The sequence below is a fragment of the Dickeya poaceiphila genome, from assembly GCF_007858975.2.
Lineage (GTDB): Bacteria > Pseudomonadota > Gammaproteobacteria > Enterobacterales > Enterobacteriaceae > Dickeya > Dickeya poaceiphila.
In genome coordinates, this window is the sequence record NZ_CP042220.2 from 2,814,155 (window position 1) to 2,837,722 (window position 23,568).

The 23,568-nt window shown below is 52.1% G+C and carries 24 protein-coding genes, 2 tRNA genes, 2 other RNA genes and 1 pseudogene; 10 read left to right on the plus strand and 19 right to left on the minus strand.

Annotated elements, in window-relative coordinates; all coding sequences use genetic code 11:
* Window positions 1-61 precede the first annotated feature (61 nt).
* Window positions 62-211 (minus strand): AcrZ family multidrug efflux pump-associated protein, encoded by a 150-nt coding sequence (locus Dpoa569_RS12450; RefSeq protein WP_013317050.1) that lies wholly within the window; start codon window positions 209-211, stop codon window positions 62-64.
* A gap of 197 nt (window positions 212-408) precedes the next feature.
* Between Dpoa569_RS12450 and modE the strand changes: the two genes are divergently transcribed.
* The 9 genes from modE to gpmA all read left to right on the plus strand — a co-directional run bounded on the left by modE (window position 409) and on the right by gpmA (window position 9,913).
* On the plus strand, window positions 409-1,200 hold the full coding sequence (modE, locus tag Dpoa569_RS12455) for a molybdenum-dependent transcriptional regulator (protein WP_042869580.1): 792 nt from the start codon (window positions 409-411) through the stop codon (window positions 1,198-1,200).
* A 229-nt stretch (window positions 1,201-1,429) separates the two neighbouring features.
* On the plus strand, window positions 1,430-2,302 hold the full coding sequence (locus Dpoa569_RS12460; RefSeq protein WP_042869578.1) for a hypothetical protein: 873 nt from the start codon (window positions 1,430-1,432) through the stop codon (window positions 2,300-2,302).
* Window positions 2,303-2,406: 104 nt separating this feature from the next.
* On the plus strand, window positions 2,407-3,876 hold the full coding sequence (gene modF / locus Dpoa569_RS12465; protein ID WP_042869576.1) for a molybdate ABC transporter ATP-binding protein ModF: 1,470 nt from the start codon (window positions 2,407-2,409) through the stop codon (window positions 3,874-3,876).
* Window positions 3,877-4,116: 240 nt separating this feature from the next.
* The gene (gene galE / locus Dpoa569_RS12470; protein ID WP_042869573.1) at window positions 4,117-5,133 is read left to right on the plus strand and encodes a UDP-glucose 4-epimerase GalE; all 1,017 of its coding nucleotides are present in this window, start codon (window positions 4,117-4,119) and stop codon (window positions 5,131-5,133) included.
* 131 nt (window positions 5,134-5,264) lie between these two features.
* Complete coding sequence (galT, locus tag Dpoa569_RS12475; protein WP_042869571.1) at window positions 5,265-6,335, plus strand: galactose-1-phosphate uridylyltransferase; 1,071 nt, start codon at window positions 5,265-5,267, stop codon at window positions 6,333-6,335.
* Window positions 6,332-7,483, plus strand: a complete 1,152-nt coding sequence (gene galK, locus Dpoa569_RS12480) for a galactokinase (protein WP_042869570.1) — start codon at window positions 6,332-6,334, stop codon at window positions 7,481-7,483. The genes galT and galK overlap by 4 nt, the downstream gene beginning before the upstream one ends.
* A complete protein-coding gene (gene galM, locus Dpoa569_RS12485) occupies window positions 7,473-8,555 on the plus strand; it encodes a galactose-1-epimerase (protein ID WP_042869569.1) in 1,083 nt (360 codons plus the stop codon). Before galK ends, galM begins: the two co-directional genes overlap by 11 nt.
* 126 nt (window positions 8,556-8,681) lie before the next feature.
* Complete coding sequence (locus Dpoa569_RS12490; protein ID WP_042869568.1) at window positions 8,682-8,885, plus strand: hypothetical protein; 204 nt, start codon at window positions 8,682-8,684, stop codon at window positions 8,883-8,885.
* Window positions 8,886-9,160: 275 nt separating this feature from the next.
* On the plus strand, window positions 9,161-9,913 hold the full coding sequence (gene gpmA / locus Dpoa569_RS12495; protein ID WP_019845445.1) for a 2,3-diphosphoglycerate-dependent phosphoglycerate mutase: 753 nt from the start codon (window positions 9,161-9,163) through the stop codon (window positions 9,911-9,913).
* 93 nt (window positions 9,914-10,006) lie between these two features.
* Here gpmA and Dpoa569_RS12500 read toward each other — a convergent pair.
* Window positions 10,007-10,993: pseudogene (locus Dpoa569_RS12500) on the minus strand (IS4 family transposase); the annotation flags it as partial.
* Window positions 10,994-11,045: 52 nt separating this feature from the next.
* On the opposite strand from Dpoa569_RS12500, the gene Dpoa569_RS12505 reads away from it, so the two are divergent.
* Entirely contained in the window at window positions 11,046-12,248 is a 1,203-nt protein-coding gene (locus tag Dpoa569_RS12505) for an IS256 family transposase (protein ID WP_146410909.1), read from the plus strand.
* Between the two features lie 98 nt (window positions 12,249-12,346).
* On the opposite strand, the gene aroG is transcribed toward Dpoa569_RS12505, so the two are convergent.
* From aroG to cydX, 17 genes are all read right to left on the minus strand, one after another.
* Window positions 12,347-13,399: a 3-deoxy-7-phosphoheptulonate synthase AroG gene (gene aroG / locus Dpoa569_RS12510; RefSeq protein ID WP_146411413.1), complete on the minus strand. Its 1,053-nt coding sequence runs from the start codon at window positions 13,397-13,399 to the stop codon at window positions 12,347-12,349.
* Window positions 13,400-13,754: 355 nt separating this feature from the next.
* On the minus strand, window positions 13,755-14,480 hold the full coding sequence (pnuC, locus tag Dpoa569_RS12515; protein ID WP_042869562.1) for a nicotinamide riboside transporter PnuC: 726 nt from the start codon (window positions 14,478-14,480) through the stop codon (window positions 13,755-13,757).
* 22 nt (window positions 14,481-14,502) lie between these two features.
* Window positions 14,503-15,552 (minus strand): quinolinate synthase NadA, encoded by a 1,050-nt coding sequence (gene nadA, locus Dpoa569_RS12520; RefSeq protein ID WP_042869560.1) that lies wholly within the window; start codon window positions 15,550-15,552, stop codon window positions 14,503-14,505.
* 206 nt (window positions 15,553-15,758) lie between these two features.
* Window positions 15,759-16,475 carry a DUF554 domain-containing protein gene (locus Dpoa569_RS12525; RefSeq protein WP_042873845.1) on the minus strand — a complete coding sequence of 239 codons (717 nt, stop codon included), beginning with the start codon at window positions 16,473-16,475 and terminating at the stop codon, window positions 15,759-15,761.
* Window positions 16,476-16,745: 270 nt separating this feature from the next.
* A non-coding RNA gene (locus tag Dpoa569_RS12530) (RtT sRNA) lies at window positions 16,746-16,870 on the minus strand.
* 44 nt (window positions 16,871-16,914) lie between these two features.
* A non-coding RNA gene (locus Dpoa569_RS12535) (RtT sRNA) lies at window positions 16,915-17,035 on the minus strand.
* 44 nt (window positions 17,036-17,079) lie between these two features.
* Window positions 17,080-17,155 (minus strand) — tRNA-Lys (locus Dpoa569_RS12540).
* Between the two features lie 36 nt (window positions 17,156-17,191).
* A tRNA-Lys gene (locus tag Dpoa569_RS12545) sits at window positions 17,192-17,267 on the minus strand.
* 173 nt (window positions 17,268-17,440) lie between these two features.
* A complete protein-coding gene (gene cpoB, locus Dpoa569_RS12550; RefSeq protein WP_042869559.1) occupies window positions 17,441-18,253 on the minus strand; it encodes a cell division protein CpoB in 813 nt (270 codons plus the stop codon).
* 9 nt (window positions 18,254-18,262) lie between these two features.
* Window positions 18,263-18,769 (minus strand): peptidoglycan-associated lipoprotein Pal, encoded by a 507-nt coding sequence (gene pal, locus Dpoa569_RS12555; RefSeq protein WP_042869557.1) that lies wholly within the window; start codon window positions 18,767-18,769, stop codon window positions 18,263-18,265.
* 38 nt (window positions 18,770-18,807) lie between these two features.
* Complete coding sequence (gene tolB / locus Dpoa569_RS12560) at window positions 18,808-20,094, minus strand: Tol-Pal system beta propeller repeat protein TolB (protein ID WP_042869555.1); 1,287 nt, start codon at window positions 20,092-20,094, stop codon at window positions 18,808-18,810.
* A 132-nt stretch (window positions 20,095-20,226) separates the two neighbouring features.
* Window positions 20,227-21,423 (minus strand): cell envelope integrity protein TolA, encoded by a 1,197-nt coding sequence (gene tolA, locus Dpoa569_RS12565; RefSeq protein WP_042869554.1) that lies wholly within the window; start codon window positions 21,421-21,423, stop codon window positions 20,227-20,229.
* A gap of 77 nt (window positions 21,424-21,500) precedes the next feature.
* On the minus strand, window positions 21,501-21,926 hold the full coding sequence (tolR, locus tag Dpoa569_RS12570; RefSeq protein WP_012770579.1) for a colicin uptake protein TolR: 426 nt from the start codon (window positions 21,924-21,926) through the stop codon (window positions 21,501-21,503).
* 12 nt (window positions 21,927-21,938) lie between these two features.
* Window positions 21,939-22,625: a Tol-Pal system protein TolQ gene (tolQ, locus tag Dpoa569_RS12575; RefSeq protein ID WP_042869552.1), complete on the minus strand. Its 687-nt coding sequence runs from the start codon at window positions 22,623-22,625 to the stop codon at window positions 21,939-21,941.
* Entirely contained in the window at window positions 22,622-23,026 is a 405-nt protein-coding gene (gene ybgC / locus Dpoa569_RS12580; RefSeq protein WP_042869551.1) for a tol-pal system-associated acyl-CoA thioesterase, read from the minus strand. Before ybgC ends, tolQ begins: the two co-directional genes overlap by 4 nt.
* A gap of 134 nt (window positions 23,027-23,160) precedes the next feature.
* On the minus strand, window positions 23,161-23,454 hold the full coding sequence (gene ybgE / locus Dpoa569_RS12585; RefSeq protein WP_042869550.1) for a cyd operon protein YbgE: 294 nt from the start codon (window positions 23,452-23,454) through the stop codon (window positions 23,161-23,163).
* On the minus strand, window positions 23,451-23,567 hold the full coding sequence (gene cydX, locus Dpoa569_RS12590) for a cytochrome bd-I oxidase subunit CydX (RefSeq protein ID WP_071604289.1): 117 nt from the start codon (window positions 23,565-23,567) through the stop codon (window positions 23,451-23,453). The genes ybgE and cydX overlap by 4 nt, the downstream gene beginning before the upstream one ends.
* Between the last annotated feature and the right edge of the window lies 1 nt (window position 23,568).

Genomic DNA, 23,568 nt, shown 5'->3' on the forward strand with positions numbered 1-23,568 from the left:
TTCTTAAGCAAAAAAATCCGGCAAATGCCGGATTGATCAGAAAAGGAAATCAGAGAAGGGGTTATTTGCGCGCTACTGACGACTCACGATGACCGATGGCGGAAAACAGGTTGAATACTTCACCCAACCCATAAATAGCCCCCAAAATCAGCGCCATCATGACCGGCACCATGCACACCGCAAACAGCAGGCTTTTCAGCAACTCCAACATATCGACCTCATTTTTCACCGTGGCTGGCCGTTACGCCGCCAGCATTTCATGGATTTATGGGTAGACTATCCTCACCCCATTGCTGTTAACGAGTTTACCTGAATCGCCGGAATTAGAGCGGCCATTTGTGCGGTTTGCCTGTTTGACGCAAAACGATGACAATACAAACGATTAGCGGCCCAGATACGGATGTGCTCATGCAAGCAGAAATTCTTCTTACCCTAAAACTTCAGCAACGGCTCTTTGCCGACCCACGTCGCATCACGCTGCTCAAACAGGTGAAACAAACCGGTTCCATCAGTCAGGGAGCGCGTCTGGCCGATATCAGCTACAAAAGTGCCTGGGACGCGATTAATGAAATGAATCAGTTGTCCGAACAAACCATCGTTGAGCGCACTACCGGCGGAAAAGGCGGCGGCGGTGCGGTGCTGACGCGTTACGGCGAACGGTTATTGCAATTGTATGAGCTGCTGGGGCAAATCCAGCAAAAAGCTTTCGATGTTCTGCAAGACGATGACCTGCCGCTGGACAGCCTGCTGGCAGCCATCGCCCGTTTTTCGCTGCAAACCAGCGCCCGCAATCAGTTTTTCGGCACCGTACTGGAGCGCGACCAGCAACGGGTGCAGCAGCACCTGTCTGTCCTGCTGGCGGGTGGCCATACCCGCATTCAGGCCGCACTGACCCAGCAGAGCGCCGATCGATTACAGCTCACCAGCGGCAAAGAAGTGCTGGTGCTGATAAAAGCCCCCTGGGTCGCGGTGACGCCGCAAACCGTTCCATCGCCCGCTCACGATAATGTATTGCCGGGCCGCATCAACCACCTGCAACCCGGCCCGACACAGAGCGAAGTGCTGGTAACGCTGGAAGGCGGCGAGGTCGTGTGCGCCACCCTGCCCAATGATGCCGTGGCGCTACAGGGATTGCAGCCGGAGATGGCCGTCTACGCCAGTTTTAATGCCGACCAGGTGATTATTGCCACTCTGTGTTAATTGCCAGATAAGTTCAGTCGTGGTGTGGGGGCGTAAACACAACCAATACATTAACATTGCTAAATATTTTATTGACCCTGCCGTTTATTGGATCTACCGAACAGGATTCTTTGTCACAAATAGCCTTCACGTAAGGAAAGCATTCGCTGGGACTATAGCTATTAGCAACGCCTCCCACATTTTTGATGATGTGACAAATCGCAGAGTATGACTAACAAAGGGTTACAGCATGGAAATTCGCTCTGATACCACCACCTATTTTCAGGTTAAAAATACATCTGACAACACGCAAAAAGTCGCTCAAAGCGCGCTTTCACAAACGGATCATCAACAAGGGCCGCTGTCGAATACTCAGCAGGCAACCTTCAGCGGCAAGGGGCTGATGATGTCTCGTCTGTTTGGTGATTCGAGCGCCACTCCCACCGTCCAGACTCAGTTGACTGAAACCACGATGAAAATGTCATCGGTTAACTTTCTCACCTATCAAGACCGGGACATGCTGTCAGCACTGTATGCCAACGCTCAACAATCCGGCGTGGATTTGCAATATGTTGATGATTTGGCGAGAGACCTGGGAGACTACCGCATGTTTGGCAGTGTGAGCGTCAGCGTAAATAACGGCAAAATGTACGACATGAATGGGCGTGCACAGACCTTTCATTTCACCGATACCGATGCCGCTACCGCCACGCAGATTCTGAATAGTGAAGGTATTACTACCACTACGTTAGATACCGGATTCTTGCACTACCAGCTCGATCCGGGCTTTTCGTTCAATCATCGAACCAATTTTGCTTTTTTGGCAGAAGTGGTCAACACATTCGGCCAGGGTGCAACCCATGCCGGTGAGCCATTAAGCTCCTCATTTCCCGCTTATCAGGCGCAGGGAAATAATAACTTTGTTGTTAAAACCGCCACTGACAGCACCCTTCCTCCTGTCGAAGAGCCTGATTTTCGTTCGGTTGATGGCATCATCTCTATTACGCCAACGGGAGCAAAAAATGGATTTCAGTGGGTCAATGACAAGTTGGTAAAAAGCTTCAGCATGACGCTACTCGATTTGTTGACCTCCGAGAAAAATCGCACGTTAACCCAACTGTAGCTGTTTATCTCCACATCAGCGCCGGAGAAATACGTTAGCAACTTGACAAGCCGCCAGCTTCCCTTTACCCGTAAGAGGTCTGCTATTTCGCAAAGGGAATCATCATGTCATTGCTGCATATCCATCAGGCACAGTTCCGGTTAAGCGATACCCGGATGATGCATCTGGATGAACTCAGGTTGCATCAGCAACAGTGCTGGGCGTTTGTCGGCGCTAACGGCAGCGGAAAATCGGCGCTGGCACGTGCGCTCAGCGGCGAATTACTGCTGTTGTCCGGTCAACGCCAGTGCGACTTCCAGCGTGTGGCGCGCCTCTCTTTCGAACAACTGCAACAGTTAGTGTCACAGGAGTGGCAGCGTAACAACACCGATATGCTGGGCGTCGACGAGGACGATACCGGGCGCACTACTGCTGAGGTGATTCAGGACAGCGTGCACGATGCCGACCGTTGCCATCAGTTAGCCACACAATTCGGCATCGCTCACCTGCTGGACCGGCGCTTCAAATACCTCTCAACCGGTGAAACCCGCAAAACCATGCTGTGTAAGGCACTGATGGCACAGCCGGACTTGCTGATTCTCGATGAACCGTTCGATGGTCTGGATGTCGCTTCACGCGCACAGTTAACCGACCTGCTGGCGTCGCTGGGAGCACAAGGGCAGACGCTGGTGCTGATTCTCAACCGCTTTGAGGACATTCCGGCATTTATCGACCAGGTCGGCGTGCTGGCGGATTGCACCCTGACGCGACAGGGTAAGCGCGAGACGGTTCTGTCCGATGCGCTGGTTTCACAACTGGCGCACAGCGAAACTCTGGCCGGTATCACGTTGCCGGAAGCGGAAGACCCAAGCCAGCGGCCAACTCTACCGCCGGATCAACCCCGTATTCGTCTGCTGCACGGTGTAGTGAGCTATAATGACCGCCGTATTCTGGACGATTTGAGCTGGGAAGTATTGCCGGGACAACACTGGCAAATTATCGGGCCGAACGGCGCGGGCAAGTCCACCCTGCTTAGTCTTATCACCGGTGATCATCCACAAGGTTACAGCAACGACCTGACGCTATTTGGTCGTCGGCGCGGCAGCGGTGAAACCATCTGGGACATCAAACGCCATATCGGCTATGTCAGCAGCAGCCTGCATCTGGAGTACCGCGTCAGTTCCAGTCTGCGCAACGTCATCCTGTCCGGTTTTTTCGATTCCATCGGCATTTATCAGGCAGTATCGGACCGCCAGCGTTTTCTGGCGGCACAGTGGTTATCGCTGCTCGGTCTGCCGGACAGTGTGGCCGATGCCCCGTTCCAGTCACTGTCCTGGGGGCAGCAACGGCTGGCGCTGATTGTGCGCGCACTGGTGAAACATCCGGCCTTATTGATCCTCGATGAACCGCTACAAGGCTTAGACCCACTTAACCGTCAGCTTATCCGCCGCTGGTTAGATATTCTGATCAGTCAGGGACAAACCCAACTACTGTTCGTTTCCCACCATGCGCAAGATGCGCCGGACTGCATCACCCACCGCCTGACTTTCGTACCAGACGGCGACAGCTATCACTATCTGATACAAACACGCTGAATACTTCACAGCACGGTTTCGCTTCAGGCGAAACCGTCAACCCAGTTAGTGATAACGTTACCACAGAGCACAACCTGTTTTCACCGTCCTCACATCGCGCTATGCTGGTTACTCGTTAAGCCAGGGAAAAGGCGAAGACTGAACCACTCGCCTCGACTATCACTATTTACGGCGCTGATCACCTTTTTCCGGTTACATCCATGCTATTTTTTCACTCAGTTTTCTGCAACAGAGGTCATTATGAAAGTATTGGTTACAGGTGGTAGCGGTTACATAGGAAGCCATACCTGTGTGCAATTGATCGCCGCCGGTCATCAGCCGGTTATCCTCGACAACCTGTGCAACAGCAAAGCCAGTGTGGCAACAGCTATTGCCCATGTCAGCGGACAGACGCCGGTGTTTTATCAGGGCGATATCCGTGACCGTGGTCTGTTGCAGACTATTTTTGCCGAGCACGATATTGGCGCAGTGATCCACTTCGCAGGTCTTAAGGCGGTGGGCGAATCCGTGCGCGAACCCATCAGCTATTACGACAACAATGTCTACGGCACGCTGACGCTGGTGGACGCCATGAAGCAGGCAGGCGTCAAAACGCTGATTTTCAGTTCATCGGCCACCGTATATGGCGACCAGCCGCACGTTCCGTATCAGGAAAGTTTCCCCACCGGTACCCCCGCCAGCCCTTATGGCCGCAGCAAGCTGATGGTAGAACAAATCCTGCAAGACCTGCACCGCGCGGAACCAGACTGGAGCGTGGTAGTGTTGCGTTACTTCAACCCGGTGGGTGCCCATCCGACAGGAGAAATGGGCGAAGACCCGCAGGGCGTGCCCAACAACCTGATGCCGTACATTGCCCAGGTGGCGGTAGGCCGCCGCGAGTCGTTGGCGATTTTCGGCAACGATTACCAGACCATCGACGGCACCGGCGTGCGGGATTATATCCATGTGGTGGACCTGGCCGACGGTCATGTCGCCGCCATGAACACTCTGCACGGCAAACCCGGCGTACACACTTATAACCTTGGCGCTGGCGTCGGTTACAGCGTATTGCAAGTGGTGGAAGCCTTCAGTCGCGCCTGCGGCAAACCGCTGCCGTATCATTTCGCGCCCCGCCGCGACGGCGACCTGCCCGCTTACTGGGCTGACTCAGAAAAAGCCGCCCGCGAACTTAACTGGCGCGTCAGTCGAACACTGGACGAAATGGCCGCTGATACCTGGCGTTGGCAATCCCTCCATCCGAATGGTTTTTCGGACTGATGGCTGGGTAAATTCATTTTTTCAGCACGTACCCTTTTTCGAAAACAATTTTTTCGATGACAGCACGCGTTTTTTGATGAAGAACGTTTTTCGACGACAAACGTTCTTCAATGACCAAGTAAGGTATCCCAATGGCGTATTTTGACCCCGTTGAACATCCGCATCGTCGCTACAACCCACTGACTGGTCAGTGGATCTTGGTATCGCCGCACCGCGCCAAACGCCCATGGCAGGGACAACAGGAAAGCGTATCCTCCGATCCGCTGCCGTCGCACGACGCCACCTGCTTTCTCTGCCCCGGCAACGTACGGGTTACCGGCGATACCAACCCTGACTATCCGGGCACCTTTGTTTTCACCAATGATTTCGCCGCACTCATGGCGGACACGCCGACCGCGCCGGAAAACAGCGACCCGCTGATGCGCTGCCAGAGCGCGCGCGGCACCAGCCGGGTCATCTGCTTTTCACCGGACCACAGCAAAACGCTGCCGGAACTGTCGCTCGCCGCACTGGAGCAGGTGGTCGCCACCTGGCAGCAACAGAGCGCCGAACTGGGGCAAACTTACCCATGGGTACAGGTGTTTGAAAACAAAGGCGCGGCAATGGGCTGCTCTAACCCACATCCGCACGGGCAGATCTGGGCCAACGACTTCCTGCCCAACGAAGCGGAACGGGAAGACCGACTGCAACGCGACTATTTCCAGCAGCACGGTTCACCGCTGCTGGTTGATTACCTGCAACGCGAATTGCAGGACGGCGCTCGCCACGTGGTGGAAACCGAGCACTGGCTGGCGGTGGTGCCCTACTGGGCGGCCTGGCCGTTTGAAACGCTGCTGCTGCCCAAAGCCCACATCCTGCGGCTGCCGGACATCACCGCGACACAGCGTCAGGATTTGGCGTTGATGCTGAAAAAACTCACCAGCCGCTACGACAACCTGTTCCAGACCTCATTCCCCTACTCAATGGGTTGGCACGGCGCACCCTTTACCGACGGCGATCAGCAACACTGGCAGTTGCACGCGCATTTTTATCCGCCGCTGCTGCGTTCCGCCACTGTGCGCAAATTCATGGTGGGTTACGAAATGCTGGCGGAAACCCAGCGTGACTTAACCGCCGAGCAAGCCGCAGAGCGGCTGCGGGCGGTCAGCGACATTCATTACCGTGACGACAGTCACTCTCGTGATTCAGGAGTTCAGGCATGACCTTATCAGCACGCACCCAGGCGATTTTCCAGCAACAGTTCGGTTATCCGGCAGCCCTCACGGTACAGGCGCCGGGCCGGGTCAACCTGATAGGGGAACATACCGACTACAACGATGGTTTCGTTCTGCCCTGCGCCATCAACTATTCGACCACCATCAGCGCCGCACCACGCGATGACCGGCAAATTCGGGTGATTGCGGTAGATTACGACAACCAGCAGGATCAGTTTTCGCTGGATGCACTGTTCGAACATCATCCGCAGTGGCAGTGGGCGAATTATGTCCGCGGCGTCATCAAGCATCTGAAAACCCGTAGCGATGCCTTTGGCGGCGCGGATCTGGTGATAAGCGGTGACGTGCCGCAGGGGGCCGGGCTGAGTTCGTCGGCATCGCTGGAAGTGGCGGTCGGTAAAGCCATTCAGGCGCTGTACCAGCTGCCACTGGACAATGTAGCGCTGGCGCTCAACGGCCAGGAAGCGGAAAACCAGTTCGTCGGTTGCAACTGTGGCATCATGGATCAGATGATTTCAGCGCAAGGCCAGCGTGGCCATGCATTGCTAATCGATTGCCGGTCACTGGAGACACGCGCGGTATCGATGCCGGATAACGTGGCGGTGATGATTATCAACTCCAACGTCAAACGCGGTCTGGTAGACAGTGAGTACAACACTCGCCGCCAGCAGTGCGAAGCCGCAGCGCGTCATTTTCAGGTTAAAGCGTTGCGTGACGTCAGCGAGGCAGATTTTGCTGCCAATGCAGCCGGTATGGATGAGGTTGTGGCACGCCGTGCACGCCATATCATTACCGAAAATGCCCGCACGCTGGCAGCAGCCGATGCGTTGACGCGCGGCGACCTGCGCCAGATGGGCGAACTGATGGCTGCATCTCATGCCTCAATGCGGGATGATTTCGAAATCACCGTGCCGCCTATCGACACACTGGTGGAGATCGTCAAAGCGGTGATCGGCGATGAAGGCGGCGTGCGGATGACCGGCGGTGGATTTGGTGGCTGTATCGTGGCGTTGATCCCACAACAGCACGTAACAGCGGTGCAAAATGCCGTAATGCAGGAGTATCCGGCGAAAACCGGATTGCAATCCACCTGTTACGTCTGCCAAGCCTCGCCAGGAGCCGGTTATGTCGAATGACCCTGTTGAACCGCGCGCGCCCCACACGGCGCTCGCCCCGGATGGTCAGCCCTTTCAGTTGACCTTATTGCAAAATCGTCACGGCACGCGAGTGACGCTGATGGATTGGGGAGCCACCTGGCTCTCCTGCCAGTTACCGCTGTCTGGCGGCACAACGCGTGAAGTGCTGCTAGGGTGTGCGCCTGAGCAGTACCCGCATCAAACCGCCTATCTGGGCGCGTCAGTAGGGCGTTACGCCAACCGTATCGCCAACGCCACACTGCGTCAGGGCAATGCGCTAATTCGACTGAAGGCCAACCAAGGGCTGCACCAGTTACATGGCGGACCAGATGGATTCCATGCGCGGCGTTGGCAAATACTGCAACAGAGTGATGATCAGGTCACCTACCAGTTACATTCGCCGGATGGCGATCAGGGTTTTCCCGGCACACTGATCGCACAGGTCAGTTATCAACTGACTGATCAGAACGCATTGGACATTGAGTATCAGGCCGAGGTAGACCAACCCTGCCCGGTGTGCCTGACCAACCATGCCTATTTCAACCTTGATGGCGAACTGACCGACGCACGGCATCATCGGCTGCAACTGCTGGCGGATTACTATCTGCCGGTAAATCAGGACGGCATCCCCGGTGATACATTGCGGGAGGTAGCGAACAGTAGTTTCGACTTCCGCCAGCCCAAGACCCTGATGCAGGATTTTTTGTCCGATGCCGACCAGCAGGCTGTGCGCGGTTATGACCACGCCTTTCTGTTGCATCGCACCGGTGGCTCCATCGAAAGCCCAGCAGCCAACCTGTGGTCATCAGACGGCAAGGTCCACATGCAGGTCTACACCAGCGCCCCGGCGTTGCAACTCTACAGCGGTAACTTTCTGGCTGGCACGCCGTCGCGCGATGGGTCGCCTTATGCCAACCATGCCGGGCTGGCGCTGGAAAGTGAGTTTCTACCGGACAGCCCCAACCATTCGGACTGGCCACAACCCGACTGCTGGCTGAAACCCGGTAAGCGCTACCGGTCACTTACCCGTTATGCGTTCACCGTCAGTCCCACTGACGCCCCCGCAGACTGATGCATACCAGAGAGCCAGTACACTGGCTCTCTTAATTGCCATCCCTTTTAGGAATAGGTAGCGGTCTTTCCTCCTTACCGGTAACCGTTTTTCCCCGGCAAATAACAACCGCGATAGAGGGAGGGTATGTCACACGCAGGCCATGTAAATGCCGAAAAATCTTCACCAAACTCAACGCGTCAGAGCCTTTTTGAACAGCGTCAAAGACACCTGATGATTATGGGTACACTACCAGTTATGCTGTTTGGCAGCATCTGGCTGCTGTCTCTGTTTGACTATAATTTACCTGTCGTCAATGCAGTGGAAAAATATCACCGTTGGAAAAAGTAATGGCCAACTGCTGCCATACCTGTGGTTCATGTGAATCGGCGGCATCGTCGGCACGCCATTGCTGTCGATGAGGGTAATTTCTGCACTGTTTTTGTTTCCCCATCGCCTGTGGTGGAGAAACAGACAAGCTGAAACGATAAATCCGCTTAATTTATCGTCATTTTGGCGGCATATAAATCAGGCGGCTGAATGACTAGCGATTGCCGATAACCGCTCTCCGGCCCTATAATGAGCGTAGTTATCATAGAAATCTTAGTATATGAAGGAGTTAAGCTATGGCTGTAACTAAGCTGGTACTGGTGCGACATGGTGAGAGCCAGTGGAACAACGAAAACCGCTTCACCGGCTGGATGGATGTTGATCTGTCCGAAAAAGGCGTCAATGAAGCCAAACAGGCAGGTAAACTGCTGAAAGAAGAAGGTTTCAGCTTTGATTTTGCCTACACCTCTGTGCTGAAACGTGCCATTCACACCCTGTGGAACGTGCTGGACGAGTTGGATCAGGCATGGCTGCCAGTAGAAAAATGCTGGAAACTGAACGAACGTCACTACGGTGCGTTGCAGGGCCTGAACAAGGCGGAAACCGCTGAAAAATATGGTGACGAGCAGGTTAAACTGTGGCGTCGCGGTTTCGCGGTTACTCCACCGGAACTGACCCGTGATGACGAACGTTTCCCTGGACACGATCCGCGCTACGCGTCGCTGAGCGACAAAGAGCTGCCGCTGACTGAAAGTCTGGCGCTGACCATCGAACGCGTGGTGCCTTACTGGAATGAAAACATTCTGCCACGTATCAAAAAAGGCGAGCGCGTGATCATCGCTGCACACGGCAACTCGTTGCGTGCACTGGTGAAATATCTGGATAACATGAGTGAAGAAGAAATTCTGGAGCTGAATATCCCGACCGCAGTACCGCTGGTCTATGAATTCGACGAAAACTTCAAACCGATCAAACGCTACTATCTGGGCAATGCCGACGAGATCGCGGCCAAAGCAGCCGCAGTAGCCAATCAGGGTAAAGCGAAGTAATTCCTGATACGCCAAGACATCATCTGTAGCACAGATGATGGGAAAGTAGTAAAAAACCCGGTTTAGCCCTGAGGGATCCCCATAAAATCAGCGCTAATAAAGCAACACCATACTTCGGTAAGTGTTGGCGAGGTGGCTAAGAACGGTGCTCAGCACCGTTCGTCTTAACATTAGCGGAGAGTGTCGCAGGACATTCTCCGCTAACGTCAGGTACGATATGACACGCCGCGATTTCAGACTGTTGGCCTGATATCTGAGATGTAATCCTTTATTTTCAGCATCATAACCCAAAAGCCAGAGTACCGCTGTTGCCAGCGTCGCAAGCAGACTCAGCACTAACAGGCGTCCTGCCGTACCACTGTGGCTGGCTCGCAGACCAAAACCAAAGCGCTCACTTTTCTCGTCACGAAAATTCTGTTCAATCTGCATTCTGCGGCTGTAAATTTTCATCACTTCACGTGGCTTAAACTCGTCTGTGCTGCTGAAAATAAGCCAGGGTTCTTTCGCTGCTGAGCGCCCGTCGCGCTCCTGCGATTTACGTTCAATACGGCAGCGGACATGGTGATGTTTTCTGCCTTTTGCCTCTTTTTTATGCAGGTAAAAATGACCATCACAGCGGGAATACTCTGCACGGGCGAATGTCCCCGGCCCGAGATATTCCGGGGTATTACTGGCCTTCAGTTCCTGTCTTCTGAACCAACGCTCCCCCACTCTGTTTAAACGCAGCAGCGTGTTTCCCCGCACACGCCCAATAAAATCCCACCCCAGAGCTTTGATATGACGGAACCACGCATTCTGGAATCCGGCATCGGTCACAATAATGACTTTTTTATCCGGTGTCATGGCGTTGCTCAGTGCATCCAGAAAAGCCTTTTGGACATGGGGACTCTGCTGCTTATCAGAAGGGACAATCTGGCTCATCAGAGGGATAGAGCGACCATCGCAAATCAGGCTGGCACGTAGAACATGGAATGCCTGTGAAGGATAGCCACTCCAGTCAACAGCGATGACGCACCATGAAAGCTGTTGAGTCAGTAGTGACGTAATATTTTTGAATATTAGTGGGATATCGCTGGGGAGTGTTAGAAATTCTGTGTCATTCCAGTAATATACAATCAAAAAGGAATGACATATGTCCCAGCCCTTCGATTTCGATAAAGCGCTTAAAGCCCTCCAGTCCGGTCAGGCATTAACGGGCAAAGATGGTATCTTAACGCCTTTAATCAAACAGTTAACGGAAGCTGCCCTCTCTGCGGAACTGGACTCTCATCTGGCTCAGGACGTTGAAGCTAACCGTAAAAATGGCTCCGGCAAAAAGACCATTAAAGCCCCGACGGGCAGCTTCGAACTGGCGACTCCGCGCGATCGTAATGGCACTTTTGAACCCCAGTTGGTGAAAAAGCATCAGACCACGTTATCCGACGAGATCGAACACAAGATCATTCGCCTGTTTGCACTGGGGATGAGCTATCAGGACATTAGCCGGGAGATCGAAGATTTATATGCCTTCAGCGTGTCCACTGCCACCATCAGTGCAGTAACCGATAAAGTCATCCCTGAACTAAAACAGTGGCAACAGCGCCCGCTGGAGCAGGTTTATCCCTTCGTCTGGCTGGACGCTATTCACTATAAAATTCGGGAAGATGGCCGCTATCAGAGCAAAGCGGTTTACACCGTGCTGGCCCTGAATCTGGAAGGTAAAAAGGAAGTTCTGGGCCTGTATCTGTCAGAAAGTGAGGGGGCTAACTTCTGGCTGTCGGTATTAAGCGACCTGCAAAATCGCGGTGTTAAAGACATTCTGATTGCCTGCGTGGACGGGCTGACCGGCTTCCCAGAGGCAATAAACAGCATTTATCCGCAGACGGAAGTGCAGTTGTGCGTCATTCATCAGATACGCAATTCGATTAAATATGTGGCCTCAAAGCACCATAAAGCCTTCATGACCGACCTGAAGCCAGTCTACCGTGCAGTGTCAAAAGAAGCGGCCGAAATGGCACTGGATGAGCTGGAAGCGAAATGGGGGTTGCAGTATCCGGTGGTGCTCCAGTCGTGGCGACGCAAGTGGGACAATCTGTCAGCGTACTTCCGCTATCCGGCAAATATCCGCAAAGTCATTTACACCACAAATGCTATCGAATCGGTGCACAGACAGTTCAGGAAGCTGACCAAAACCAAAGGTGCTTTCCCGAATGAAAACAGTCTGTTGAAGCTGCTTTATCTGGGGCTGATGAACGCACAGGAAAAATGGACAATGCCCATCCAGAGCTGGAATTTGACATTGTCACAGTTGGCCATTTATTTTGAAGGGCGACTAAATAACGTGATGACGTTGTAGAATTTTTAACGTGACACAGAATTCTGAACGCTCTCCGCCCATTACTGGGGATTCCTCAGGGTTTAGCCGGGTTTTTTCTTATCTGACGATAGCGGATATCAGCCGCGACGCTGACGTACTGCCGCTGCCAGTTGACGCAGCAAGCTATCGGTATCATCCCAGCCAATACAGGCATCAGTAACACTCTTGCCGTATACCAGCGGTTCACCGCTTTCAAGACTCTGGTTACCTTCCACTAAATGGCTTTCCACCATAACGCCCATGATAGCTTTCTCACCACCCGCTACCTGGCGGCATACATCTTCACAAACGTCCATCTGCTTTTTGAACTGCTTGCAGCTGTTGGCGTGGCTGAAATCGATCATCACCTGTGCTGGCAGGCCCGCGTTTTCCAGACCCACTTTCACTGCCTGCACATGCTCTTCACTGTAGTTCGGCGCTTTACCGCCACGCAAAATAATATGACAGTCGTGGTTGCCGCTGGTATTGACTATCGCCGAATGGCCCCACTTGGTCACCGACAGGAAACAATGCGGCGCACGAGCGGCATTAATAGCGTCAATCGCTACCTTGATGGTGCCGTCAGTACCATTTTTGAAACCCACCGGGCAAGACAAGCCAGATGCCAGCTCACGGTGCACCTGAGACTCAGTGGTACGGGCACCGATCGCCCCCCAGCTCATCAGGTCCGCCACGTACTGCGGCGTGATCATATCCAAAAATTCACCCGCTGCCGGCAAACCGGTATCGTTAATATCCAGCAATAACTGGCGGGCGATGCGCAAGCCATCATTGATCTGGAAACTGTTATCCATATGAGGGTCGTTAATCAGTCCTTTCCAACCCACAGTGGTACGCGGTTTTTCAAAATAGACGCGCATCACCACTTCTAAATCATCACGCAGTTCTTCGCGTAATTTCAGCAAACGGGCCGCATACTCTTTAGCCGCTTTCGGATCATGGATGGAGCAGGGTCCAATCACCACCAGCAGACGGTCATCATGACCTTTGAGGATGTTGTGGATAGCGTTACGGGCATTAAATACTGTCTGTGCTGCACGCTCAGTGGCAGGGAATTTTTCCAGCAGCGCGACGGGGGGGAGCAACTCTTTAATTTCTTTAATTCTCAAATCGTCATTCTGGTAATTCATAATGGGTCCATGTCTCCGCAGCAACAGACTATCGTCTCCTGCCTGTTCGGAGGTGAAAACGAAAAAATAAAAGTATCGTTATTTATATTGAAGGCTGATTATTATAAGTCAAGCGGTTAAAAAATTGGCGTAATAATAGCCATGTGTGTTAACCGCTATCCGCTGCGTGCGGGAAACGATTTGGTCGTGCCGCACCCAGCTCAAGCAATGAGCACTGGTGCGCGGCAGACGATAAAACCACAGGAATGAGAAGATTCGAGACAGGCTACCGGAAACCGTGTTACACATGGTTTACGCAACCTCAACCAGGCGAAGCCCATCGCAACCGGGGATATACACCAGCAACCGGCACAACCTATATCATTCGGGCCAGTGGCTGCGAGCGATTATTTCGCGCACCTTTGATCCATAGCCAAGTGCCATTAAAGGCAATCAGCGTCAGCACCATATACTGCAGCGACATGGCATAGACTCCCTGATAAGCAAAAATCACCACGCTGATAATGTCTATCACCACCCATAACAGCCAGTTTTCCACATATTTTCGGGTCATCAGCAGCATGGCCGCTACTGACAATACCGTCATCGCCGAATCCCAGAATGGAAACGCATCTGGTTGCAATGTCGGCATCGTCACATCCAAACCAACAGCCTGCATCAACATCACAGCGGTACGGGTCAGTACGCAAAAAAATGGGTCGATATAATGTGACATCAGCACAATCGCAACCACACATCCCGCACTCCACCATAGCGCTTGCCGTCGCGGCAACCAACGCACCTGCAGTTCCAGTGCTTTGTCATCTATGGTGCGGCTCCATGCGTACCAACCATACAAATTGGCGACGAAAAAGAAAACCTGCAACAGCAAACTGGCGTATAACTGAATCTGAAAGAAGATCAATGCAAACAACGACACATTGACCAGACCAAACAGATAATTCTCGGTCTTTTCTAAACTAGCCAGCCAGATACATATCAGACCGGATAACGTCCCCAGCGCTTCAACCCACGACAGGTCATAACCATTGGCCCCTAATGGGATGTGAACCAGAATATTGCTGGTACTAAAAAAATCCATCTTTACTCCTGAATGGTATTGACTACAGCCTGGGTTTAACTGCGAACTCCAGCATCCGATTCAGCGGCATCAAGGCACGCTCACAAATATCGGCGTCAACCTCAATAGTGTGATGATGGGATACCTCTGGCTTCTCCAGAGCCGTGGCAATCGCCTCAAGCCCATTCATCGCCATCCACGGGCAATGAGCACAACTACGGCAAGTCGCCCCTTCACCAGCTGTCGGTGCTTCCAGCAGCACTTTTTCCGGACAGGCCTGCTGCATCTTGTAAAAAATACCTCTATCTGTCGCCACAATCAGTTCCGAATGCGGTAATTGCTTCGCGGCCTGAATCAGTTGACTGGTCGAACCTACGGCGTCTGCCATCTCCACCACGTTGTGGGGTGATTCCGGATGAACCAATACCGCTGCCTGCGGATATAGTGCCTTCATGCGTCTTAGCGCCTGGGTTTTAAATTCGTCATGCACAACGCACGCGCCCTGCCAGCACAACATATCGGCTCCGGTTTGTTGCTGCACATAGCGCCCAAGGTGACGATCCGGCCCCCAGATAATCGATTCGCCTAAACTATCCAGATGCTCGATCAACTCCACGGCAATGCTAGAGGTAACAACCCAATCCGCCCGCGCTTTGACCGCCGCCGATGTGTTGGCATACACCACCACGGTACGATCCGGATGGCTATCGCAGAAGTCGCTGAATGCTTCAACCGGGCACCCCAAATCCAGCGAGCATTCTGCTTCCAACGTCGGCATCAGCACCGTCTTCTCTGGATTGAGTATCTTCGCTGTTTCCCCCATAAACCGGACCCCGGCAACTAACAGCGTGCTGGCAGCATGGGTGCGACCAAAACGCGCCATTTCCAGCGAGTCAGCCACACAACCACCGGTTTCTTCGGCAAGTGACTGAATTTCCGGATCGGTATAATAGTGCGCTACCAACACCGCATTACGCACTTTCAGCAAATGTTTAATACGGTCACGAAACTGTTGCTTTTCCTCTTCAGATAACCGCCTGGGTTTTGCAGGAAAAGGATAATCGACAGTAAGTGGTTCAAAAAACAAGCCCATCATGGAATTCCACACAATTGCAGACGTTAAGATAATGTCACTATTGAGAATGATTGTTTCATATGCTAAACAAAATATCGTAATAACGTCATAAAGTCTGCCATTTCCTTACTAAGAAATTTCAGAAATACAAAATGTGTTTAATTTATTAAAAATACGATGTCACTGATACACAAGGCGGCCTGAGCAGGCCGCCTGCGAGGTGATCAGGAAAACAGACGGTGCCAGTAAAGAGAGAAAGGAATAATCAGCACCAACGCTGGCAGGAAATTAACTACTGCGAAGGTTTTAATCTGGGCAATGCGCAGCCCGACAGCCATCATCACAATACCGCCACAAGCCGCAAAATCTCCCATGGTGATATCATTCATAAATGGCATAATCAGCCTGGCTGAGAAAAACAGCAGTGTCTGCACTAAAAACTGAGGAATGGCAATCGACATCACGGCAACACCCAACGTAATGGCAAAAATCAACGCAGTGAAAATATCGAGCGCTGACTTAATGATTAACAGTTGATAGTCGCCAGTTAGCCCTTCTGTCATCGCACCAACCACGCCGGTGCCGCTGGCACAGAACAGCACAATCAACGCGGTAAAGTTCTGGCTATACACATCCGGGGGTAGCTTGTGCTCCGGCGGTGGCACAACCCGGCTCAGCAGGCGTTCAATCAGTATCGCCACTTTCTGGACACCAGCTTCAAGACGTAGAAACTCTCCAATGCCAACCCCCAGGATAATCGCCAGCGCAACCGCCGGGAGCTGGTGAACTTTTACCACCAGCGTCGCTCCCATCGCAATCGACACCATGGCGAATGCAGGCGGCAAACCATCACGCATACGCTGGGGAATAAAGCGGTGTAATAACACACCCAGTGCGCCGCCAATCAGAATGGCTGCACCATTGATAACCGGACCAATCATCATCAATTATCTCTTAAAGCCTATCTTTCGACTTGCCAGCTGACAAAGGAATCACTCTCAGTCAGAAACGAAGCCATTACTATACGCTAAATATAATGATGTGATGGAACAGGGCTAAAGCAAAAAGAGATATAACAAAACCCAACATGAGTAAGCAGTGCGTATTATTACTCCGCTCGACTCGAACCTGAGCGCAGCTTCTCACCTGCACGACACGATAATATTTATAGTGACAGCGAAAAAATTTGAGAATGGGGATTTATTTAGCGGTGGTGGGTCGTGCAGGATGACTCAGCCTACGGCTTCGCCCTTCGGGCCAGCGCGATGCGCTGTTGTCTCGCTCCGCTCGACTCGAACCTGAGCGCAGCTTCTCACCTGCACGACATGACAATATTTGTAGTGACAGCGAAAGAATTTGTGAATGGGATTTATTTAGCGGTGGTGGGTCGTGCAGGATGACTCAGCCTACGGCTTCGCCCTTCGGGCCAGCGCGATGCGCTGTTGTCTCGCTCCGCTCGACTCGAACCTGAGCGCAGTCACCTGCACGACATGACAATATTTGTAGTGACAGCGAAAGAATTTGTGAATGGGATTTATTTAGCGGTGGTGGGTCGTGCAGGATTCGAACCTGCGACCAATTGATTAAAAGTCAACTGCTCTACCGACTGAGCTAACGACCCGCTACGAGAAATGTTACATAGAAATCATTTTGTTTTTGGTGGGTCGTGCAGGATTCGAACCTGCGACCAATTGATTAAAAGTCAACTGCTCTACCGACTGAGCTAACGACCCAAAAACGCTGTTGCTTTTAGCGATTCAGCATCACCTTGGCAACGGCGGCATATATTACTAATATAATTTTTCTGTGCAACACTTTTCCCAAAAAAAACATTCAACTGCTTATACCTTGAACGTCCCGGCGCAAAAACCACGCATATCGCGCAGTTTTTGTGCCAGAAAGGGGATTACAAACCCTCTAACCGCTTCTGAGCCTGTTTAGCGCCATCAGTATTTGGATAGTTTTTTACTACCTGTTGGTAGACTGCCTTGGCCTTATCAGTCTGACCTTTTTCTTGCATGATGAGGCCAACCTTAAACATGGCTTCAGATGCTTTGGGTGATTTAGGGTAATTTTTGACAACGTTAGCGAAATAGTACGCCGCATCATCTTTCTTACCTTTGTTGTAGAACAACTGCCCTAACCAGTAGTTAGCATTCGGTTGGTAGGTTGAATCAGGGTATTTCTTGACGAAATTCTGAAACGCTACAATAGCCTGATCATACTGTTTTTTTTCCAGCACCAGCGAAGCGGCTGCGTTGTAATCAGTATTGACATCTCCCGTCATGGCAGGTGCCGCTGCCGAATCAGCACTAGTGCTGCTCGCCGCTCCTGTATCGGCAGTCGCCGCAGGAGTCGATGCCGCTGAGCTTCCCGACTTTACAGCCGAAGAAGACTGACCACCATTCTGAGAACCCAGGTTGTCAATCTGCTGATAGATCTGCTTTTGACGCTCAACGACCTGATTCAACTGATACTGATTTTCCTGAATCTGGCCGCGTAAGCCATCAATATCACGCTGGGTGTCGGCGAGCTGCTGCTGGAGTTGGGTTAATAATTGACTGTGAGCGTTAGAGATGCGCTCAAGTTGAGTGACTCGATCTTCCACCGAGCCAGAGCCGACATTACTGATTGGCGCTTGGGCAGTAGCGGCCCAAGGGACCGCTACGCCAACCAGTAACGACAGACTCAACATGTGATGTCTGAAGTTACTGCTCATGCGATTCTCTTAGTATACCAGAACGGCACGACGGTTTTTAGACCATGCAGCTTCATCATGACCCAGAACAGCAGGTTTCTCTTTACCATAAGAAACCACGGAGATCTGATCGGCAGATACGCCTTTGCCCTGCAGATACATCTGCACAGCGTTAGCACGACGCTCGCCCAGTGCGATGTTGTATTCCGGAGTACCGCGTTCGTCCGCATAACCTTCAATAGTCACTTTGTAAGACGGGTTGCTGCGCAGGAAAGCTGCGTGTGCATCCAGCATCTGAGCAAAATCAGGACGAATGTCGTATTTGTCCAGATCGAAGTAAACGATATTGTTGCGCTGCAGTTCCTGCATCTGCAGACGAGCCTGCTCAGCAGAAGACATGTTACCGCCATTTTCCATGCCAGCGCCGCCATTCAGGGAAGACTGGTCATTATTAGCGTGTTTGTTGGAGCTACATGCGGCAACAGCCAGCACCGGCAGAGCCAACATCAGGCCTTTCAGCACTTTATTGAATTGCATTTCTATGTCCTTTAAATAGGTTATTGTACATATTTTGATTACATATACGGTGACCAGGCAGGGAACCTCACCTGACCATCAGTCGCCGGAAGACGCGCTTTAAAACGCCCGTCGGTCGAAACCAGTTGCAGCACGGAACCCATTCCTTGCTTGGAACTGTAGATTACCATGGTGCCATTGGGTGCGATACTCGGCGTTTCATCCAGGAACGTGTCCGTTAATACTTGAACGCCACCCGTTACCAGATCCTGTTTGGCGATATGCTGAGCGCCGCCGTTAGAGCTGACCATCACCAGGAATTTACCATCACTGCTGATTTCAGCATCCTGATTCTGGGAACCTTCCCAAGTCAGACGCTGTGGCGCACCGCCATTAATACCGATTTTATAAATCTGAGGACGGCCAGCCTGGTCGGAAGTATAGGCTAGTGTCTGGCTGTCAGGGAACCAGGTCGGCTCAGTGTTGTTACTGCGACCATCCGTCACCTGAGAAATCTGACCAGAACTCAGATTCATCACATATAAATTCAGGCTACCGCTCTTGGAAAGAGCAAATGCCAGTTTGGAACCATCCGGCGAGAATGCTGGCGCGCCGTTGTGGCGAGGGAAAGAAGCAATCTGTTTAATGTCGCCGTTGGCCAACGTCTGCACAACCAGCGCGGAGCGACCACTTTCAAAGGTAACATACGCCAGTTTGCTGCCATCTGCCGACCACGTTGGAGACATCAGTGGTTCCGGAGAGCGGTGTACCACAAACTGGTTGAAACCGTCATAGTCTGCTACACGCAATTCATACGGATACTGACCGCCGTTGGTTTGTACCACATAGGCAATACGAGTACGGAAAGCGCCCTTGACACCCGTCAGTTTTTCAAACACTTCATCACTGGCCGTGTGGGCAGCATAACGTAACCACTGTTTGGTTACCTTGAACTGATTCTGGGCCAGCACACTACCTGCATTTCCAGATGTATCAACCAGTTGATAAGAAACCAGATAGCCATCCGCAGTCGGCTGGACCTGGCCAACAATGACAGCATCAATCCCCAAAGCAGTCCAGGCAGCTGGCGTCACTTCAGCAGCACTGCCAGGCTGTTGCGGCATACGACTTGGGTCGATCGGGTTGAATTTACCACTGTTACGTAAGTCTGCAGCAACAATGCTACCTATCTCTTCAGGAACAGCACCGCCCGTTGATTTGAACGGGACAACACCGATTGGCCGCGCAGAATCGACCCCCTGAGTAATTTCAATACGGACTTCTGCATGTAATACAGCCGTCCAAAGCATCAGAAAACTCAATGCAATTTTTAATGCCTGCTTCATCTCATCTCCCTTATCCCGGCTCCAGCGCCTACGATAACCTGGCAGCGTTTTAACAACCCCATATCAACAAACACGATGTGCACGGCGACCAGATATAGTCATAGTCTTAAACTCCGCCAACTGGCAACCGGGTCACTGCGGTTTAAAGTCTATCGGTGCGTTTTTGAAAGCTTCATATACATCAGAGCTAGGTGGCTTCGGTATCCGCGCCTGTTTGGCTGCAGCAATCGCAGCCTGACACAGAGCCGGATCACCACCCTCACTTTTCACATCAATCAACAGGCCATCAGGAGCCAGTCGAATGCGTAACGTACAGGTGCGCCCTTTGTAGGATTCCCAGTCATAAAACTTGCTCTGAATCGCGGTACGAACCTGGCTGCCGTAACTATCCAGTGCAGCGCCGGATGCCCCACTCTTCTTATTATTACCAACCCCAGCTGGTGCGGCACCACCAGCAGCACTACCGCCTTTAGGCGCATTCTTCGATGAAGCCAGACCACCCAGCAGGTCGTCAACCTCACCAGCCTGTTTGGCAGCAGCGGCGGCAGCTTTCTTCTTGTCGTCTGCCGCTTTCTTGGCAGCAGCAGCGGCCTCAGCTTTCTTAGCCGCTTCAGCCGCGGCTTTTTCCTTAGCAGCCTCTGCCGCTTTAGCCTTAGCCTCTTCTTCGGCTTTCTGCTTAGCATCAGCCGCCGCCTTAGCTTTGGCTTCTTCTGCTGCTTTTTTCTTTGCTTCAGCTGCAGCTGCGGCGGCTTTAGCCTTAGCCTCTTCTTCCGCTTTTTTCTTCGCGTCGGCAGCCGCCTGTTTTTTCACTTCTTCTTCAGCTTGCTTCTTTGCTTCCGCTGCCGCCTTAGCTTGTTGCTCAGCTTCCGCTTTGGCTTTAGCCGCAGCAGCCTCTGCCTGTTTCTGCTGTTCCTTCGCTTTTTGAGCCGCCTCTTCTGCCTGCTTGCGTTGCTCAGCTTGCTCCTGCGCCTGTTGTTTAGCCTCTTCCTGTGCCTGCAGGCGCTCTTTTTCCAGCTCTTTCAGACGCTGCTGTTCAGCTGCCTGTTTTGCCTGCAATTCCTCAGCCTGCTGTTCCGCCTGCTTCTTACGCAACTGTTCGGCACGGCGGGCATCACTCTGCTGCTGCTGTTGCCGGTTGTACTGATCGACCACAGCACCAGGATCAACCATTACCGCGTCAATGGACGAGCCACCACCGCCGCCACTGGCGTCATCCATCTTCTGGTTCAGCGAACTCAGAATCAGCAACGTAATCAGAATAACGTGCAAAACGACCGAGATAATGACGGCTCGCTTTAGCTTATCGTTTCGTTCGTTTGCCTTTAACACAAGGGGTTCCCAAAAACAGTTTTGCCAGACAAATGACTATTCATCCTCACAGACTTCATCATTCACAGACTCGCCGGTCAAATCGGCTGTGTCATCAACCCGACTGATTTGACACCGGCCTGATGCAACAGATTCAGCGCCTTGATAATCTCATCATAAGGAACATCTTTGGCACCTCCGATCAGAAAGACCGTTTTCGGGTTTGCGGTCAGACGTGACTGCGCTTCAGCCACCACCTGCTCCGCAGGCAGTTGATTCATACGATTATGATCAACCACCAGACTGTATTGCCCTACACCGGATACCTCGACAATCACAGGCGGATTATCGTTACTGGATACGGTCTTGGATTCGGTTGCATCCGGCAGATCTACTTCCACGCTCTGCGTGATGATCGGTGCAGTTGCCATGAAGATCAGCAACAGCACCAGCAACACGTCCAACAGGGGAACAATATTAATCTCGGATTTCAGCGACCGGCGGCCGCCACGCGCACGAGCCATATCACCTCCCGATTAACGGTTGCCTTCGCTGGAGAAAGCCTGACGATGCAGGATAGCAATGAACTCTTCCATAAAGTTATCGTAATTCTGCTCAAGCTTGTTGACGCGCTGGTTAAGGCGGTTGTAAGCCATTACAGCTGGGATTGCTGCGAACAGACCGATGGCGGTAGCAATAAGCGCTTCGGCAATACCTGGCGCAACCATCTGCAACGTTGCTTGCTTTACCGCCCCCAAGGCAATAAACGCGTGCATAATCCCCCATACGGTACCAAACAAACCGATATAAGGGCTGATAGAGCCGACGGTGCCAAGGAAAGGAATATGGGTTTCCAGCGTTTCCAATTCACGGTTCATAGAAATGCGCATAGCGCGGGATGCCCCTTCTACCACCGCTTCTGGCGCATGGCTGTTGGCGCGATGTAGACGCGCAAACTCTTTGAAGCCGGAATAAAAAATTTGCTCAGTTCCCGCCAGATTTTCACGACGCGTCTGGCTTTCTTGATACAGTCGGGACAGCTCAATCCCCGACCAGAACTTGTCTTCAAACGCTTCGGCGTCTCGCGTCGCAGCATTCAGGATACGGGTACGCTGAATGATAATCGCCCAAGAAGCGATGGAAAAACCGATTAAAATTAACATGATAAGTTTAACCAAAAGGCTAGCCTTCAGGAACAAATCAAGAATATTCATGTCAGTCACTGCTTAAACTCCGCGACAATAGACTTAGGAAGCGCAATAGGCTTCATTTGAAATGAATCGATACATGCGACTAAAACCTCGGCATGGCTCAGCAGGGTGCCATACGAGTCAAGAATGCGCTGTGCGAATGTCAGGGAAGCACCGCGTATCACGACGATCTCGCTCTGTACCTCTAGTAGATCGTCAAGACGTGCCGGGGCAAGATACTCAACCGTCATTTTACGAACAGCAAAAGCAACATGTTCATTCATGAGTACGCGCTGATGAAAATCGTGCGCGCGCAACATTTCGGTTCTGGCTCGTTCGTAGAAGGCCACATAACGCGCGTGATAAACTACGCCACCTGCATCGGTATCTTCATAGTAGACACGTACTGGCCAGCGGAACACTTTATTACTCACTCTACATCCCGGTAATGCGATAAACCCCGCTACTATACGCAAGAGGAATAAGGTTTGGAATGGGTTCTATGTACAGGAAGGTAAATAATTATGGGTTGCGAACAACCCATAACCAAAAGGAATGAGGACTTATACTACAGGAAGTAGTAATACAATCCTGCGGCGAGGATCACAAAGGCAGGAAGGGGCAAGAAGAAGGTACGCCACCGCATCTGTTGCGGACGAAAACCCACACCATGCACGACACCGGTACAAACCGCCCAAATCAGTGCTATCCCCTGCCAGACTGCCAACGAACTGGTGCGAGCGGCAAAACGTGCCGGCTCCCAGAATACGCATCCAGCCAATAATAACGCCATCATCAGGGAAAGGGCCCGTAACGGGCCCTTATCCATACAGCAGTAAAGACGATCAATAAAAGCAATCATTGCGGTTTATCTTGATTCGTCCTGTTTGCTTCGCCCTGTTCCAGTGCCAGAGCGGTAATCACGCCCAGCGAGCAAGCAAGAAGCGTTCCCAATATCCAGGCAAAATACCACATA